The organism is Microcella indica (assembly GCF_013414345.1).
Taxonomy (GTDB): Bacteria; Actinomycetota; Actinomycetes; order Actinomycetales; family Microbacteriaceae; genus Microcella; species Microcella indica.
In genome coordinates this window covers 1973283-1989301 of record NZ_CP058670.1, presented here as the reverse complement: position 1 = coordinate 1989301, position 16019 = coordinate 1973283, and the positions used below count along the sequence as shown (strand labels likewise).

At 69.9% G+C, this 16019-nt stretch carries 16 protein-coding genes; 13 read left to right on the top strand and 3 right to left on the bottom strand.

Translation table 11 applies throughout. From position 1 onward, the window contains the following. The first annotated feature begins 10 nt into the window (after positions 1-10). Complete coding sequence (gene cofC / locus HUJ41_RS12665; RefSeq protein WP_218925604.1) at positions 11-610, top strand: 2-phospho-L-lactate guanylyltransferase; 600 nt, start codon at positions 11-13, stop codon at positions 608-610. Here cofC and HUJ41_RS09730 read toward each other — a convergent pair. The 3 genes from HUJ41_RS09730 to cofD all read right to left on the bottom strand — a co-directional run bounded on the left by HUJ41_RS09730 (position 594) and on the right by cofD (position 4685). Beyond that, positions 594-905 carry a hypothetical protein gene (locus HUJ41_RS09730; protein WP_179872390.1) on the bottom strand — a complete coding sequence of 104 codons (312 nt, stop codon included), beginning with the start codon at positions 903-905 and terminating at the stop codon, positions 594-596. The two genes, cofC and HUJ41_RS09730, sit on opposite strands and share 17 nt — an antisense overlap. A gap of 102 nt (positions 906-1007) precedes the next feature. Then, positions 1008-3647, bottom strand: a complete 2640-nt coding sequence (locus HUJ41_RS09725) for a bifunctional FO biosynthesis protein CofGH (RefSeq protein WP_179872389.1) — start codon at positions 3645-3647, stop codon at positions 1008-1010. 51 nt (positions 3648-3698) lie between these two features. Next, positions 3699-4685, bottom strand: a complete 987-nt coding sequence (cofD, locus tag HUJ41_RS09720) for a 2-phospho-L-lactate transferase (RefSeq protein WP_179872388.1) — start codon at positions 4683-4685, stop codon at positions 3699-3701. Between the two features lie 161 nt (positions 4686-4846). Here cofD and HUJ41_RS09715 point away from each other — a divergent pair, with 161 nt between their 5' ends. From HUJ41_RS09715 to mutM, 12 genes are all read left to right on the top strand, one after another. Beyond that, complete coding sequence (locus HUJ41_RS09715; protein WP_179872387.1) at positions 4847-5695, top strand: nitrilase-related carbon-nitrogen hydrolase; 849 nt, start codon at positions 4847-4849, stop codon at positions 5693-5695. After that, the gene (gene hydA / locus HUJ41_RS09710; protein ID WP_179872386.1) at positions 5692-7155 is read left to right on the top strand and encodes a dihydropyrimidinase; all 1464 of its coding nucleotides are present in this window, start codon (positions 5692-5694) and stop codon (positions 7153-7155) included. The genes HUJ41_RS09715 and hydA overlap by 4 nt, the downstream gene beginning before the upstream one ends. 29 nt (positions 7156-7184) lie before the next feature. Beyond that, positions 7185-8201 carry a TIGR03842 family LLM class F420-dependent oxidoreductase gene (locus tag HUJ41_RS09705; RefSeq protein ID WP_179872385.1) on the top strand — a complete coding sequence of 339 codons (1017 nt, stop codon included), beginning with the start codon at positions 7185-7187 and terminating at the stop codon, positions 8199-8201. After that, positions 8198-9133 (top strand): ABC transporter permease, encoded by a 936-nt coding sequence (locus tag HUJ41_RS09700; protein WP_246299207.1) that lies wholly within the window; start codon positions 8198-8200, stop codon positions 9131-9133. The genes HUJ41_RS09705 and HUJ41_RS09700 overlap by 4 nt, the downstream gene beginning before the upstream one ends. Further along, entirely contained in the window at positions 9130-9954 is an 825-nt protein-coding gene (locus HUJ41_RS09695) for an ABC transporter ATP-binding protein (RefSeq protein WP_179872384.1), read from the top strand. Before HUJ41_RS09700 ends, HUJ41_RS09695 begins: the two co-directional genes overlap by 4 nt. Further along, on the top strand, positions 9951-10760 hold the full coding sequence (locus HUJ41_RS09690; protein WP_179872383.1) for an ABC transporter permease: 810 nt from the start codon (positions 9951-9953) through the stop codon (positions 10758-10760). Before HUJ41_RS09695 ends, HUJ41_RS09690 begins: the two co-directional genes overlap by 4 nt. A gap of 86 nt (positions 10761-10846) precedes the next feature. After that, positions 10847-11992, top strand: a complete 1146-nt coding sequence (locus tag HUJ41_RS09685; RefSeq protein WP_431356485.1) for an ABC transporter substrate-binding protein — start codon at positions 10847-10849, stop codon at positions 11990-11992. A gap of 111 nt (positions 11993-12103) precedes the next feature. Beyond that, positions 12104-13471: an aspartate aminotransferase family protein gene (locus HUJ41_RS09680; protein WP_179872381.1), complete on the top strand. Its 1368-nt coding sequence runs from the start codon at positions 12104-12106 to the stop codon at positions 13469-13471. A gap of 11 nt (positions 13472-13482) precedes the next feature. Next, entirely contained in the window at positions 13483-14013 is a 531-nt protein-coding gene (locus tag HUJ41_RS09675; protein WP_152582382.1) for a YceD family protein, read from the top strand. A gap of 48 nt (positions 14014-14061) precedes the next feature. Beyond that, entirely contained in the window at positions 14062-14265 is a 204-nt protein-coding gene (gene rpmF, locus HUJ41_RS09670) for a 50S ribosomal protein L32 (protein ID WP_152582381.1), read from the top strand. Positions 14266-14301: 36 nt separating this feature from the next. Continuing rightward, entirely contained in the window at positions 14302-15063 is a 762-nt protein-coding gene (gene rnc / locus HUJ41_RS09665) for a ribonuclease III (RefSeq protein WP_179872380.1), read from the top strand. Between the two features lie 2 nt (positions 15064-15065). Next, positions 15066-15998: a bifunctional DNA-formamidopyrimidine glycosylase/DNA-(apurinic or apyrimidinic site) lyase gene (gene mutM, locus HUJ41_RS09660; protein ID WP_179872379.1), complete on the top strand. Its 933-nt coding sequence runs from the start codon at positions 15066-15068 to the stop codon at positions 15996-15998. Positions 15999-16019 lie beyond the last annotated feature (21 nt).

Sequence of the window (16019 nt, the reverse complement as noted above, 5' to 3'; positions counted from 1 at the left end):
GCTGGAGGCCGTGCTCCCTCTCGTCTCGCTCGTCATCCCGGTGAAGGGCGGGCCGGGTGCCAAGACTCGGCTCGTGGGCCCCGCGGCAGGTCGCGCGGCCCTCGCGAGTGCGATCGCCCTGGACACCGTGGAGGCAGCACGTGCGAGCACGGCTATCGGTGAGCTCGTCGTCGTCGGCCGACTGCCCACGCGCCTGCCGGGCGTTCGCGTGGTCGACGATCCGGGCGCGGGACTGCGCGCAGCGATCGAGTCCGGGCTCGCCGCGCTCGATGCCGATCGGCCTACTGCTGTGCTGCTCGGCGACCTGCCGGCGCTGCAGCCCGACGAGCTCTCGCGAGCGCTCGCGGCGGCGCATGAGCACGATCGCGCGTTCGTGCCGGATGCCGAGGGCACCGGCACGACGCTCATCGTCGCGCGCGCCGGGGTGCCGCACGCGGCGCGGTTCGGTGCGGCCTCGGCCGCCCGGCACCGTGCGGAGGGCTATGTCGAGCTCGAGCTGCCGCCGTTCAGCGGGCTGCGCCGTGACATCGACACGCGCGAGCAGCTCGAGGCCGCGGCATCCCTTGTTCTGGGAGCTCGCACTCGGGCACTGGTCAGCCGGAGCGCATGAGGTCGTCGGGCGTGAGCACGATCGTGCCGCGGGGGTTCCAGTCGGTCGCGTACTCGCACTCCCAGGCGAGCCCGCTGCGCCAGACCGAGGTGACCGTGTGGGTTCCGCCGTCGCCGACGAGGGCGGCGCACGTGGCCTCGGCGCGCTCGGTGAGCAGGTTCCAGATGAGAACGGTCGAGGCGTAGAGCGCGACGGCGATTCCCGCGGCGAGCAGGACGCCGATGAGGCTGTTCATCCACGGCGACAGGGCCACAGATTCTCCCCTCGGGTGCGTCGTCGGGCGTCGGTCGGTCATTTGCTCACGGTAGACAGTGCAGTCCATAGTGAAACACGGGCAAGGCTCATTCCGCACATTGAGACGGTGCGTGAAGGCTTTTCACCCGCGAAGAGGGGGTACTCAGGCGCCGCTGCGCACCTCGGCGATGCTGAGGGCGAGGCGGCGACCGGTCGCCGCGTATCCCGTCTCGCGGTGGGCTCTCGCAGTGTCGACGCGCTCGGCGGTGGGCTCGCCATAGGTGGTCGTGCGCTGCCACGCCGCGCGGCCGATGCCGGCGACGAGGTCCTCGAGCTCGGCGACCGTCTTCTCGGAACCGTTGTCGGCGCCCGCCATACGGCTGATGGTCTCCTCCATGAGGGTGCCGCCGACGTCGTCGGCGCCGCCGCGCAGCATGAGCTGGGTGCCCTCGGTGCCGAGCTTGACCCAGGAGGTCTGGATGTGGTCGATGCGCCCGTGCAGCATGAGGCGCGCGACGGCGTGCACGGCGCGGTTCTCCTGCGCCGTGGGGCCGGGTCGGGCGACGCCGGCGAGGTACACCGGCGAGTTGGCGTGCACGAAGGGCAGGAGCACGAACTCGGTGAATCCGCCCGTGTCGTCCTGCACGCGGGCGAGAGTGCGCAAGTGGCCGACCCAGTGGCTCGGGTTGTCGACGTGCCCGTACATCATGGTGCTGCTCGAGCGGATACCGAGCCGGTGCGCGGTGGAGACGATCTCGATCCACTCGGCGGTGGGGAGCTTGCCCTTCGTGAGCACCCACCGCACCTCGTCGTCGAGGATCTCTGCGGCGGTGCCGGGAATCGTGTCGAGCCCTGCCTCCTTCGCGGCGGTGAGGAATTCGGCGAACGAGAGCCCGGTGCGGGCGGCGCCGTTCACGATCTCCATCGGGCTGAACGCGTGCAGGTGCATCTCGGGCTGGCGCGCCTTGACCTCGCGGGCGAGGTCGAAGTAGGCGGTGCCCGGCAGGTCGGGGTGAATGCCGCCCTGCATGCAGATCTCCGTCGCGCCGAGGTTCCAGGCCTCGTCGACCCGGTCGCCGACCTGGCGCATCGAGAGGGTGAAGGCGTCGGCGTCGGTGCGGCGCTGCGCGAAGGCGCAGAAGCGGCAGCCGGTGTAGCAGACGTTGGTGAAGTTGATATTGCGGTTGACGACGTAGCCGACCCGGTCGCCGACCGTGTCGGCGCGCACGCGATCGGCGAGGTCCGCGAGCGCGTCGAGGTCGGGCCCGTCGGCCTCGAGCAGGGCCAGGTAGTCGGCATCGGTGAGCCCGGCTGGGGCGTTCTCGGCGCGGCGCAGGATCGCGCGCACGCCGTCGCTGATGCCGGGGGCATGCGCGGATGCTGCGGTCGCCCTCGTCGTATCGCCGACGGTCTCGCGCAGCTCGGCCCAGTCGCCGTAGACGTCGTCGAAGTCGCTGCGCGCCGTCGTGCGACGGCCTTCGGTGTCGATCGCGGTGTGCAGATCGGTGCGGCCGGTGCCGGCGGTGCTCGCCCAGTCGGGGTCCGGTTCCTGCCACGGGATGCCCTGCGGCAGTCTCCCCTCGACGGCGAGTCCGTCGACCCCCGCGAGCGCGCGCACGTGCGGCACGATGCGCGGGTCGAGCCACGGTTCTTCGGCGCGCACGTAGTGGGGGTGGGCGGTGAGGCGCTCGCGCAGCGTGTAGCCGCCCTCGGCGGTGAGGCGGGCGAGGTCGTCGAGCTGCGGCCAGGGTCGTTCGGGGTTGACGTGGTCGGGGGTGAGCGGGCTCACGCCGCCCCAGTCGTCGATGCCGGCGCGGATGAGCAGGTGCAGCTCTTCGGCGTCGGTGAGGTTGGGCGGCACCTGGAGGCGTGCACCGGGGCCGAGCACGAGGCGGCTGACCGCGACGGCGGCGATGTACTCCTGCAGCTCGAGGTCGTCGGCGGCGCGCATGGCGGTGCGCGGCTTGGCGCGGAAGTTCTGGATGATGACCTCTTGCACGTGCCCGTGCCGGCGGGCGCTCGCGCGGATCGCGAAGAGCCCGTCGACGCGCTCGGCGTAGTTCTCGCCGATGCCGAGCAGGAGGCCGGTGGTGAAGGGGATGGCGCTGCGGCCCGCGTCCTCGAGCACGCGCAGGCGCAGCTCGGGGTCTTTGTCGGGGGAGCCGAAGTGGGCGAGGCCGCGCGTCTCGTAGAGGCGGCGGCTCGTGGTCTCGAGCATCATGCCCATGCTGGGTGCGACGGGCTTGAGGCGCTGCAGCTCCTGCCAGCTCATGACGCCGGGGTTGAGGTGGGGGAGGAGCCCGGTCTCTTCGAGCACGCGGATGGCGACGGAGCGCAGGTAGTCGATCGTCGAGTCGTAGCCGTGAGCGTCGAGCCACTCCCGCGCGGCGGGCCAGCGGTCCTCCGGTCGGTCGCCGAGGGTGAAGAGGGCTTCCTTGCAGCCGAGCGCTGCACCCTGCCGAGCGATCTCGAGCACCTCGTCGGGGGAGAGGAACGGCGCCTTCCCCTGCGCCTGCAGCTGGTTCGGGGTCTGCACGAAGACGCAGTAGTGGCAGCGGTCGCGGCACAGGTGGGTGAGGGGGATGAAGACTTTGCGCGAGTAGGTGATGACGCCGGGGCGGCCCGCTCGTTCGAGACCGGCATCCCGCACCCGGCTTGCGACGGTCAGGAGCCGGTCGAGGTCGTCGCCGCGCGCGTGCAGGAGCGTCTCGGCCTCCGTGGCATCCAGACTCACGCCAGAGTCGGCGCGCTTGAGCGCGCGGGACAGCGCCGAGGCCGTGGGGGTGAAGTCGAACGCAGTCACAGTCCGCACAGCCTACGCCCGCAAACCTGCTCCCTCTCGCGCCAAAGAGGCTCAGGGGCGCAAGGCCAGAGCGAGGTCGAGCGCCTCGGCGGCGAGAGCCGCCGAGGTGTCGAGGTCGCGCATCCACAGCGGCACGGCGCGTGCCGCGAACCCCTCAGACTCGAGCGCGTCGACCGCCGTTGCGTCCTCGAGCCCCACGAGCCAGCCGTCGAGCAGACCGCCGTCCCGGCGCAGACCGTAGTGGCGGGCGACAGCGGCCGCATCCGTCTGCACCCCGATCGCCGAGAGGCACGCCTCCGCCATGCCGCGCACGGATGACCCGCCGATGATCGGGGAGACCCCCACGATCGGCGCGGCCTCCGCCGTGAGGGCCTCCACCATGCCGGGCACGGCGAGCACGGTGCCGATCGACACCACGGGGTTGGACGGGGCGATGAGGATCGTGTCGCAGTCGAGCAGGGCATCCAGAACGCCGGGGGACGGCACCGCGCGCTCGATGCCGTGCTGCACGAAGCGCGCGGCAGGCAGGGCGGCGCGGTAGCGCGTCCACCACTCCTGGAAGTGCAGCTCGCGCACCTCACCAGCCGAGTCGCCCGCGAGCTGCACGTGCGTGTCGACCTCCTCGTCGGTCGCGGGGTGCAGCGTCACGCCGAGCGGCCACCGCTCCTGCAGGCGCCGCGCGACATCGGAGGGCGTGGCACCTGCCCGCAGCCAGGCCGAGCGCGCGATGTGCGTGCCCAGGTCGAGGTCACCGAGCGTGAACCACTCGGGCGCCACGCCGTACGCGTGCAGTTCGGCCGAGACGCGCTCGCTCTCCCCGACCCGCCCCCAGCCGCGCTCCTCGTCGTTCTGCCCGCTCAGGGTGTACAGCATCGAGTCGAAGTCGGGCGCGATGCGCAGGCCGGCCAGCCACCAGTCGTCGCCCGTGTTGACGATGACGTCGACCGTCGATCCCGGCCGGTGGCGCTGCACCTCCTCGCGCACGCCGCGCACGAAACGCGCACCCCCGACACCACCGGCGACCACGACGATCCTCATGCCCCCACGCTAGCCGCGCACGACCCTGCTCATCTGCGCGCGTCCGCCTCCAGACGCGCCCTGCGGCCTACCGTGTAACGCATCCGTCATTGGGCGAAACGAGCCGGAAATGCTCGAGGCGCACACTGGCCCCAGTTCGACGAAGAAAAGGGGAAGCACCCATGACCACCATTCGGGCAGCCATCACTCAGACCACCTGGACGGGTGACAAGGAGTCGATGCTCGACAAGCACGAGCAGTTCGCACGCGACGCGGCCGCCGACGGAGCGCAGATCATCTGCTTCCAGGAGCTGTTCTACGGCCCCTACTTCGGCATCACGCAGGATGCGAAGTACTACCGCTACGCCGAGCCCGCCGACGGCCCCATCGTGCAGCGCTTCGCCGCGCTCGCGAAAGAGCTGAAAATGGTCATGATCCTGCCCATCTACGAGGAGGACGGCACCGGCATCTACTACAACACCGCCGTCGTCGTCGACGCCGACGGCACCATCCTCGGCTCGTACCGCAAGCACCACATCCCGCACCTCGACAAGTTCTGGGAGAAGTTCTACTTCCGCCCCGGCAACCTCGGCTACCCCGTCTTCGACACCGCCGTCGGCCGTGTCGGCGTCTACATCTGCTACGACCGGCACTTCCCCGAAGGGTGGCGCGAGCTCGGCCTGAACGGCGCCGAGATGGTCTTCAACCCCAACGCGACCAAGCCAGGGCTCTCCAACCGCCTGTGGGAGATCGAGCAGCCCGCCGCCGCCGTCGCCAACCAGTACTACGTGCTCGCCCCCAACCGCGTCGGCCTCGAAGACAACGAGTACGGCGACGACGCCGTGTTCTTCTACGGCACGAGCCAGGTCGTCGACCCGCAGGGCAACTACGTGGGCGCCCTCGGCTCCTCCGAGCACGAAGAGGTGCTCATCCGCGACCTCGACCTCGACCTCATCCAGACGGTGCGCGACAACTGGCAGTTCTACCGCGATCGTCGGCCCGACTCCTACACGGCGGTGGTGAAGCCATGACGACGACACTCATCACCGGCGGCACCGTCGTGAGCGCGACGGGCCGCGGCCAGGCCGACGTCCTCGTCGACGGCGAGACGATCGTCGCCGTCCTCAGCCCCGGCTCGACCCTGCTCGGCCACGACCTTTCCGGCTCGGTCGACACGGTCATCGATGCGACGGGCAAGTACGTAATCCCCGGCGGCATCGACGCCCACACGCACATGGAGCTGCCGTTCGGCGGCACGGCGGCGATCGACACGTTCGAGACCGGCACGCGCGCCGCCGCCTGGGGTGGCACCACGAGCATCATCGACTTCGCCGTGCAGACGGCCGGCCAGAAGGTCTTCGACGGGCTCGCGGCCTGGCACGAGAAGGCGGCAGGCAACTGCGCGATCGACTACGGGTTCCACCAGATCGTGGGCGGCGTCGACGCCGACGCTCTGGATGCCCTGCCGAAGCTCATCGACGAGGGCATCACGAGCTACAAGATGTTCATGGCGTATCCCGGCGTCTTCTACGCCGACGACGCGCAGATCCTCCGCGCGATGCAGGTCGCCGCCGACACCGGGCTCATGACGATGATGCATGCCGAGAACGGGCCAGCGATCGACGTGCTCGTCGAGCAGCTGCTCGCGCAGGGCAAGACCGACCCGTACTTCCACGGGGTCGCCCGCGCCTGGCAGATGGAGGAGGAGGCGACGCACCGCGCCATCATGCTCGCCAACCTCACGGGAGCGCCCCTCTACGTCGTGCACGTGAGCGCCAAGCAGGCCGTCGAGCAGCTCGCCGCCGCCCGCGACCACGGGCAGAACGTCTTCGGCGAGACGTGCCCGCAGTACCTCTACCTCTCGCTCGAGGAGCAGCTCGGGGCGGTGAGCGAGAAGTACGGCGCCTTCGAGGGCGCCAAGTGGGTGTGCTCGACGCCGCTGCGCTCGAAGGCGGAGGGGCACCAGGACCACATGTGGCAGTCGTTGCGCACCAACGACATCCAGATGGTGTCGACCGACCACTGCCCGTTCTGCATGAAGGACCAGAAGGAGCTCGGGCTCGGCAACTTCTCGAAGATCCCCAACGGCATCGGCTCGGTCGAGCACCGCATGGACCTCATGTACCAGGGGGTCGTCACCGGCCAGATCACGCTCGAGCGCTGGGTCGAGATCACCTCGACCACGCCGGCGCGCATGTTCGGCCTCTACGGCAAGAAGGGTGTCATCGCTCCCGGCGCCGACGCCGACATCGTCGTCTACGACCCGAACGGCCACACGTCGATCGGCATGGACGTCGACGACGACGGCAACCCCACGGGCAAGAAGCACCACATGAACATGGACCACGCCGCGTGGGAGGGCTTCGAGATCGACGGGAAGGTCGACACGGTCATCTCCCGCGGCTCGGTCGTCATCCAGGACGACGCCTACCACGGGCGGGCCGGCCATGGGCAGTACCTGCGCCGCGGCCTGAGCCAGTACCTCGTCTGAGTTCCGGAATACCGAGAGGAAGAGCATCCATGGATTTCGGCGCTGTTCTGCAGACCAACCCGCCCGCCAGCCGCACGGTGCACCTCGCCAAGCTCGCCGAGCAGTACGGGTTCAGTCACGTGTGGACCTTCGACAGCCACATCCTGTGGCAGGAGCCCTACGTGATCTACTCGGCGATCCTGGCCGAGACGAACCGCATCACGGTCGGCCCGTTCGTCACGAACCCCGCGACGCGCGACTGGACGGTCACGGCGAGCGTCTTCGCGACGCTCAACGAGATGTACGGCAATCGCACGGTGTGCGGAATCGGTCGAGGCGACTCCGCCGTGCGCGTGACGAACGGCAAGCCCACCACGCTGGCCGAGCTGCGTGAGTCGATCCACGTCATCCGCGAGCTCGGCAACTCGCGGCCCGTGGAGTACAACGGCTCGACGCTGCAGTTGCCGTGGAGCCACGGCAGCGAGCTCGAGGTCTGGGTGGCGGCGTACGGGCCGTTGGCGCTGAAGCTCACGGGCGAGGTCGGCGACGGCTTCATCCTTCAGCTCGCCGACCTCGACATCGCGAAGTGGATGATCGAGTCGGTGCGCACCGCTGCCGACAACGCCGGCCGCGACCCCTACTCGGTGAAGTTCTGCGCGGCCGCTCCCATGTACATCGGGGACGACTGGGATCACATGCGCAACCAGGTGCGCTGGTTCGGCGGCATGGTCGGCAACCACGTCGCCGACATCGTCGCCAAGCACGGGGCAGGGTCGACCGTGCCCACCGCACTCACCGACTACATCGCGGGCCGCGAGAGCTACGACTACAACTCGCACGGCAAGGCGGGCAACGACCACGTCGACTTCGTGCCCGACGAGATCGTGGACCGCTTCTGCGTGCTCGGCACCGCGAAGGAGCACATCGAGAAGCTCGAGGCTCTGCGCGAGCTCGGTGTCGACCAGTTCGCGGGCTACCTCCAGCACGACAACAAGGAGGAGACGCTGCGCGTCTACGGCGAGCACGTGATCCCGGCGGTGAACGGCTCCAAACAGGCCAAGGTATGATGCAGGCCGCCACCGTCGCACGTGCGCCCTCGCGACGCACGCGCACGGCGCCCCCGGCCTCACGGGCGCGTGCTCGCGCGTGGGGCTTCGGGGCGCTCGGGCTTGCCGCGCTCGCCGCGCTCTGGGAGCTCTACAAGTTCCTCGGGCCGGCCGACGGCCTCGTGATCGGCGAGGTGCGCGTGCTGCCGCGCACGAGCGACCTCGCCATGCCGCACATCTGGGAGACCGCCGGCCGCCTGTTCGAGCCCGTGACGCGGGCCGAGGGCGCGCGCGTGCTGTGGCTCGAGGTCGCGATCGCGGCAAGTCTCACGCTCGGCATCGCGGCGGCAGGGTGGATCGTCGGCGTCACGGTCGGACTGCTGCTCGCCCTCGTCATGCAGCGCTGGCGCCTCGCCGAGTCGGCCGCTCTGCCGTGGATCATCCTCAGCCAGACGGTGCCGCTCATCGCCTTCGCCCCCGTCGTCAAGAGCTGGGGGTCGCGCATCGAGATCGGTGCCTTCGAGTGGCAGGACTGGATGTCGGTGGCCGTCATCGCGAGCTACCTCGCGTTCTTCCCGGTGGCTGTCGGCGCCCTCAAGGGGTTCCAGTCGCCCGACCGACTGCACCTTGAGCTCATGCGCAGCTACTCGGTCGGCTGGTGGCAGACGATGCGCTACCTGCGCATACCGGCCGCCGTGCCGTACCTCCTGCCGGCACTGCGTCTCGCCGCAGCGAACGCCGTCGTCGGCGCCGTCGTGGCCGAGGTCTCGACGGGACTGCAGGGCGGCATCGGGCGCCTCGTCATCCAGTACGCCGGCCAGGCGAGCGGCGACCCCGCCAAGGCCTGGGCGCCGATCCTCGGCGCGATCGCGCTCGGGCTCATCGCCGCCGGATCGGTCGCGCTCATGGGCGCTCTCGCCCGCAACTATCGACGCACAGAGGACGCATCATGACCGAGTCAGTGATCACCACCGACGCCGTGACCGTGACGGCCGTCGACAAGGTCTTCGAGGCGGCGGCTGGGCAGGTCGTCGCGCTCTCCGGCATCGATCTCGTGGTCGAGCCGGGCGAGTTCGTCTCGCTCATCGGCCCCTCCGGCTGCGGCAAGAGCACCCTGCTGCGGCTCATCGCTGACCTCGACACGCCCTCGAGCGGCTCAGTGGAGGTGTTCGGTACGAGCGCCCATCAGGCACGCGTCGACCAGAAGTACGGCATCGCGTTCCAGCAGGCGGGGCTGCTGCCCTGGCGCTCGGTCGCCGCGAACATCGCCCTGCCCTTGGAGCTGCACGGCTCGAGCAGCGTCGAGACTCGCGAGCGGGTCGCTGAGCTCATCGCGCTCGTCGGCCTCGACGACTTCGGCGACCGCTACCCGGACGAGCTCTCCGGAGGCATGCAGCAGCGCGTCGCGATCGCCCGCGCCCTCGCCAAGAAGCCCGAGCTGCTGCTCATGGACGAGCCCTTCGGAGCCCTCGACGAGATGACGCGCGAGTACATGCAGACGGAGCTGCTGCGCATCAGCGCCGAGACCGGTGCCGCCGTGGTGTTCGTCACGCACTCGATCCCCGAGGCGGTCTACCTGAGCGACCGCGTCGTCGTCATGTCGCCTCGACCAGGCCGCATCGCGGCAGTCGTGCCCATGGCGCTGGGCAGCACCGCGAGCCGCGCAGACGACCTGCGCGAGGACGGCGCGTTCTTCGAGATGATCACGGCGGTGCGCGAGGCGCTGCACGGGGGAGCGCCCACGTCGAGCGCCCGAGGCGTGGAGAACCGATGACTGCGGCGACCACGATCTCACCGCCTCGCGCGCGGCCCCGAGGCGATGCGTGGGGCTCCGGCGGGACGGCGCGGGCGGTTGCCCCGATCCTGCTCGGGGTGACGGTCGTCGCGGTGTGGCAGCTCATCGCGGGCAGCGGACTCGTCGAGGCGTACCTGCTGCCCAGCCCGGCCGCGATCGGTGCCGAGATCGCCGAGTTCTGGCCGTCGATGGTGAGCGCGGGTGCGATCACGGGCCTCAACGCCCTCGTCGGTCTCGTCGCGGGATCCGTCATCGGTATCGTCGCGGCACTGCTCGCCTCCACGCGCCGATCCCTCGACGGGATGCTCGCTCCCATCGTCGCCGCGCTCGCCGTCATCCCGATCGTCGCGCTCGCTCCCGTCCTCAACACGATGTTCGGCGCGGATTCCCAGACCGGCCGGCAGCTGATCGCCGCCCTCGCCGCCTTCGTCCCCGTGTTCCTCAACACCGCGCGGGGGCTCCGGCAGACGCAGCCCGTGCACCGGGACCTCATGCGCAGCTACGCCGCGAGCAACGCGCAGATCATGCGCACGATCACTCTGCGCACGGCGGCGCCCTTCACCTTCACGGGCATCCGCCTCGCGTCCTCCCTCGCCGTGATCTCCGCCCTCGTCGCCGAGTACTTCGGTGGCCCGCGCGGCGGTCTCGGCGGCCTCATCTCGACCTCGGCCGCGTCGAGCGCGTATCCGCGCGCCTGGGCGTACGTGGTCGCCGCGATCGTCCTCGGGCTGGCGTTCTCGCTCGTCGCCTCGGGGCTCGAACGACTGGTCTCTCGTCGACGGTGACGTGACCCAACGAGGTCCCCGACCCAGTCGGGGCCGACCCTGCACCACTCCAGCACCGTCGAGAACACGAAAGGACACAGCACATGATGAACAATCGCCACCGTCGCCTCGCGACGGCCAGCGCGCTCGGCCTCAGCGCCGCGCTCGTGCTCACCGCCTGCGCCACGACCGAGGAGGCCCCGGAGGCCGACTCGGGCGAGGAGCTCACTCCGGTCACGCTGCAGCTGCAGTGGCTGCCTCAGGGCCAGTTCGCGGGCTACTTCGCCGCGCAGGAGCAGGGCTACTTCGAGGAGGCCGGGCTCGATGTCGAGATCATTCCGTCGGGTGGTGACATCGTGCCGCAGGACGCTCTCGCCAACGGCGACGTCGACTACGCGATCGCCTGGGTGCCCAAGGTTCTCGGCTCGATCGAGGCCGGCGCGAACGTCACCAACATCGCGCAGATCTTCCAGCGCTCCGGCACCCTCCAGGTCGCCTGGGCCGACGGCGACATCTCCTCGGTAGCCGACTTCGAGGGCAAGAAGATCGGCTCGTGGGGGTTCGGCAACGAGTGGGAGATCTTCGCGGCCATGGCCGAGGAGGGCCTCGACGCCTCCACGGTCGAGATCATCACGCAGGACTTCAACATGAACGCCTTCCTGGCGGGAGACATAGATGCCGCCCAGGCGATGACCTACAACGAGTACGCGCAGCTGCTCGAGGCGGTCGACCCCGAGACCGGTGAGCTCTACACGGCCGACGACTTCACGGTCATCAGCTACGAGGACACCGTGGGTGCCATGCTGCAGGACGCGATCTGGGCCGACACCGAGCGGCTCGAGAGCGATGCCGAGTACCAGGAGACGACCGTCGCCTTCCTCACGGCCGTCATCAAGGGCTGGATCTTCGCGGCCGAGAGCCCCGAGGAGGCGGCGCAGATCACGATCGACGCGGGCTCCGGCTGGGGCCCGAGCCACGAGCTGTGGATGGTGAACGAGACCAACAAGCTCATCTGGCCGGCCCCGAACGGCATCGGATATATCGATGAGGCCGCCTTCGACGCGACCGTCGCGGCGGCCTTGAGCGCCGTCAACGAGTCGGGCGCGAGCCTCATCACCGAGGAGCCGCCGGCGAGCGCGTGGACCAACGAGTACATCGAGCAGGCGCTCGCCGAGCTCGAGGCCGAAGGGTTCGACCTCACGGGTGACAGCTTCACGCCCATCGAGGTCGAGCTGCTCGAGGGCGGCAACTAGCCGCGTCACGGTCCGAGGCCGGGCTCGCGCGAGTGCGCGGCCCGGCTTCGGGCATCCCGGGAGGATAATGATCTCGCCACCGTCACCGCCGACATCAAGGAATCGATAGCCATGACCGACACGCAGACCCGGTCACACTCCGTTGCCCCCGCCCTCGACCCCGCCGACGGCGCCCGCGCCCTCGCGCTCGACAAGCAGTACGTCTTCCACTCCTGGAGCGCACAGGCCGCCCTGCAACCGCTCGTCATCGCCGGAGCCGCAGGCTGCGAGGTCTGGGACTACGACGGCACCAGGTGGCTCGACTTCTCGTGCCAGCTCGTCAACACCAACATCGGGCACTCGCACCCGCGCATCGTCGAGGCGATCCAGCGCCAGGCGGCCGAGCTCGCGACGGTCGCCCCGTCGACCGCGAACCTCGCCCGCGGCGAGGCCGCGAAGCGCATCGTCGAGCGCGCGGGCGAGGGCTTCGCGAAGGTCTTCTTCACGAACGGCGGCGCCGACGCGATCGAGAATGCGATCAGGATGGCCCGTCTCACGACCGGCCGCCACAAAGTGCTCTCCACCTACCGCAGCTACCACGGCAACACGGGTGCGGCGATCGCCGCGACCGGTGACTGGCGACGCATGCCCAACGAGTACGCATTCGGGCACGTGCACTTCTTCGGCCCGTTCCTCTACCGCAGCGAGTTCCACTCCGAGACTCCCGAGCAGGAGACCGAGCGTGCCCTGCAGCACCTGCGCCGCACCATCCAAGCCGAGGGGCCCGGCACGATCGCCGCGATCCTGCTCGAGAGCGTGCCGGGCACAGCAGGCGTGTTGCTGCCCCCGCCCGGCTACCTCGAGGGGGTGCGCTCCCTCGCCGACGAGTTCGGCATCATGTGGATCGCCGACGAGGTGATGGCGGGATTCGGCCGCACGGGGGACTGGTTCGCCTGGCAGAGCGAGGCACTCAACCCCTCGCGCGCGACACCTGAACTCATCGCCTTCGCGAAGGGCGTCAACTCGGGCTACGTGCCCGCGGGCGGCGTCGTCATGTCGCCGCGGGTCGCCGCGGAGTTCGACGAGCGCGTCTTCCCCGGCGGTCTCACCTATTCAGGCCACCCGCTCGCGATGGCGTCCATCGTGGCCTCGATCGACGCCATGACCGAGGAGGGCATCATCGAGAACGCCGCCATGATCGGCGCCGACCACCTTGGCCCCGGCCTGCGGGCACTCGCCGAGAAGCACCCCATGATCGGAGAGGTGCGCGGGCTCGGCGTGTTCTGGGCGCTCGACCTCGTGACCGATGCGGGCACGCGCGAGCCCGTCGGACCGGCGGTGATCGGCGCTCTCAAGAAGGAGCTGCTCGCGCGCGGCGTCATTCCGTTCGCGGCCGACAACCGCATTCACGTCGTGCCCCCGTGCATCGTCACCCCCGAGCAGGTCGCCACCGCGCTCGAAGCATACGACGCGGCCTTCACGGCGGTCGCGACCGCGTAGACTCGGGCGCCATGCCTGCAGACCAGTCCCCCTACCGCGTCAACGTCCGCGACCTCGTGCACCGCCCCGGCGAGATGCGCGAGAAGACGCTGTCGTTCGCCGTGCCCGAGCAGCTGGGCGCGGCCGCGATGGTGGTCAAGCAGGGCGCGCCGCTCGAGCTCGACCTGCGACTCGAAGGGCTCCACGACGGCATTCTCGTGTCGGCCGACGTGCGCACGGTCGCCTCGGGGGAGTGCGTGCGCTGCCTCGACCCGGTCACCGAGCCGCTCGAACTCGAATTCCAGGAGCTTTTCGCGTATTCTCCTGAGGACGCTGTCGACTACACGGTTCACGATGATCACGTGGATTGTGAACCTGTGGTTCGGGATGCGGTGGTGCTCGCACTGCCGTTCCAACCGGTCTGTCGTGCTGACTGCCCTGGTCTCGACCCCGAGACCGGCGAGAAGCTGGCCGATCAACCCGAGCGAGAGCCCCGCGACGAGATCGATCCCCGCTGGGCGGCGCTCGAGGGCCTGCTCACCGACGACGACACCCCGCACTGACCTCGTAGCGCGTGCACGCGCTACGACACGAGAGAGAGAAGACACACCATGGCTGTTCCCAAGCGGAAGAAGTCCCGCTCCAACACCCACTCGCGCCGGTCGCAGTGGAAGGCGCAGGTTCCCACGCTCGTCAAGACGATCGAGAACGGCAAGGTCGTCTACAGCCTCCCGCACCGTGCCAAGGTCGTCGAAGACTCCGCCGGCACGCCCCTGTACATGGAGTACAAGGGCCGCAAGGTCGCCGACGTCTGATCCGTCGGCTACTGAGCCGATGAGAGCGCGGAGCCGATGAGCGCGGAGCCTACGGGTGCCGCGCGGGCCGGCACCGACACCGGTCGCGAGGCGATCGGCGTCTCGGGAGGAGCGGATCGCTCCTCCCTCGCGCGCGCGCTCGGCGTCGTCATCGAGCCCGAGCTCCTCGACCTGGCGCTCACCCACCGGTCGTGGGCCTACGAGAACGGCGGTGGGCCGACCAACGAGCGGCTCGAATTCCTCGGCGACTCGATTCTCGGGCAGGCGGTCACGGTCATGCTCTACACGACCTACCCCGATCTGAGCGAGGGCGACCTCGCCAAGCGGCGGGCCTCCCTGGTCTCCGCGGTCGCGCTCGCTGAGGTCGCCGCCACGATCGACCTCGGGCAGCACGTGAAGCTCGGCAAGGGCGAAGAGCTCACGGGCGGCCGCGACAAGTCGTCGATCCTCGCCGACACGGTCGAAGCGCTCATCGGCGCCGCCTACCTCGACCGCGGCGCCGATGAGGCGACGGCGCTCGTGCTGCGCCTCATCGAGCCGCTCCTCGCCGACCCCGATCGATTCGGCGCGGCCATGGACCCCAAGACGTCGTTGCAGGAGCTCGCAGCTCGCCTCGGCATGGGCCTGCCCACCTACGAGATCAGCGACGTCGGCCCCGACCACTCCAAGGTCTTCACCGCGACCGTCGTGCTCGACGGCGCGCCCATCGCGACAGGTGAGGGCACGAGCAAGAAGCACGCCGAGATGGGCGCCGCCCTCGAGGCGTGGACCGTGCTGCAGCAGGGCGGCCGGCACTAGCGGTGCCCGAGCTGCCTGAAGTCGAGGTCGTGCGTCACGGTCTCGCCCCCGCCGTGACCGGCGCCGCCATCGAGGCGATCGAGGTCTACGACGAGCGGTCGCTGCGCCGTCACACCGGCCCGGCCGAGGACTTCATCGATCGGCTCACGGGCGCTCGCCTCGACTCTGCCGTGCGCCGCGGCAAGTTCCTGTGGCTGCCCCTCCGCGACGAGGAGGGCGACCCTGCCGAGGCTCTCGTGGTGCACCTCGGCATGAGCGGCCAGGTGCTGCTGCGGCAGCGCGACGCCGACGACGGGCCACTCACGCGCATCCGGCTCGACATCGTGCACCCCGAGCACGGGTCGTTGCGCCTCAACTTCGTCGACCAGCGCATCTTCGGCTCGATGGCGATCGACGCACTGCTGCCCACGCCGGATGGCGCGGCGGGAGGGTACGGCAGCGCTCAGCCGAGCATCCCGAGCCAGGTGGCGCACATCGCGCGCGACCCTCTCGATGACGCCTTCGACGACCGCCTCTTCCTGCGGCGCCTCGCCGCGCGGCGCACGACCATCAAGCGAGCCCTGCTCGACCAGACCCTCGTGAGCGGCATCGGCAACATCTACGCCGACGAAGCGCTGTGGGCGGCGCGCGTGCACTACGACCAGCCGACCGAGCATCTCGGGCCTCGCCGCGCGCGCACCCTCCTCGCCGAAGTGCGCAAGGTGCTGCGGCGCGCGCTCGAGGAGGGCGGCACCTCGTCCGACGCGCAGTACGTCAACGTCAACGGCGCGAGCGGGTATTTCAGCCACTCCCTGCGCGCCTACGGCCAGCAGGGGCGGCCGTGCGGGCGGTGCGGCGGGCTCATCGTGCGCGAGCAGTTCATGAACCGCGGCTCGCACTTCTGCCCGCGCTGCCAGCGCATCCGGCGCATCCGCTCCACGACATCGCTACGATGACGTGCTCACCACTGCTCGTTA

Excerpts from the sequence above, each read along its gene's own strand:
- HUJ41_RS09705 (WP_179872385.1), top strand. The coding sequence starts at position 7,185 with ATGGATTTCGGCGCTGTTCTGCAGACCAACCCGCCCGCCAGCCGCACG.
- HUJ41_RS09690 (WP_179872383.1), top strand. The coding sequence starts at position 9,951 with ATGACTGCGGCGACCACGATCTCACCGCCTCGCGCGCGGCCCCGAGGC.
- hydA (WP_179872386.1), top strand. The coding sequence starts at position 5,692 with ATGACGACGACACTCATCACCGGCGGCACCGTCGTGAGCGCGACGGGC.
- rnc (WP_179872380.1), top strand. The coding sequence starts at position 14,302 with ATGAGCGCGGAGCCTACGGGTGCCGCGCGGGCCGGCACCGACACCGGT.
- HUJ41_RS09730 (WP_179872390.1), bottom strand. The coding sequence starts at position 905 with ATGACCGACCGACGCCCGACGACGCACCCGAGGGGAGAATCTGTGGCC.
- HUJ41_RS09700 (WP_246299207.1), top strand. The coding sequence starts at position 8,198 with ATGATGCAGGCCGCCACCGTCGCACGTGCGCCCTCGCGACGCACGCGC.
- HUJ41_RS09695 (WP_179872384.1), top strand. The coding sequence starts at position 9,130 with ATGACCGAGTCAGTGATCACCACCGACGCCGTGACCGTGACGGCCGTC.
- rpmF (WP_152582381.1), top strand. The coding sequence starts at position 14,062 with ATGGCTGTTCCCAAGCGGAAGAAGTCCCGCTCCAACACCCACTCGCGC.
- HUJ41_RS09685 (WP_431356485.1), top strand. The coding sequence starts at position 10,847 with ATGAACAATCGCCACCGTCGCCTCGCGACGGCCAGCGCGCTCGGCCTC.
- HUJ41_RS09715 (WP_179872387.1), top strand. The coding sequence starts at position 4,847 with ATGACCACCATTCGGGCAGCCATCACTCAGACCACCTGGACGGGTGAC.
- HUJ41_RS09680 (WP_179872381.1), top strand. The coding sequence starts at position 12,104 with ATGACCGACACGCAGACCCGGTCACACTCCGTTGCCCCCGCCCTCGAC.
- HUJ41_RS09675 (WP_152582382.1), top strand. The coding sequence starts at position 13,483 with ATGCCTGCAGACCAGTCCCCCTACCGCGTCAACGTCCGCGACCTCGTG.
- cofD (WP_179872388.1), bottom strand. The coding sequence starts at position 4,685 with ATGAGGATCGTCGTGGTCGCCGGTGGTGTCGGGGGTGCGCGTTTCGTG.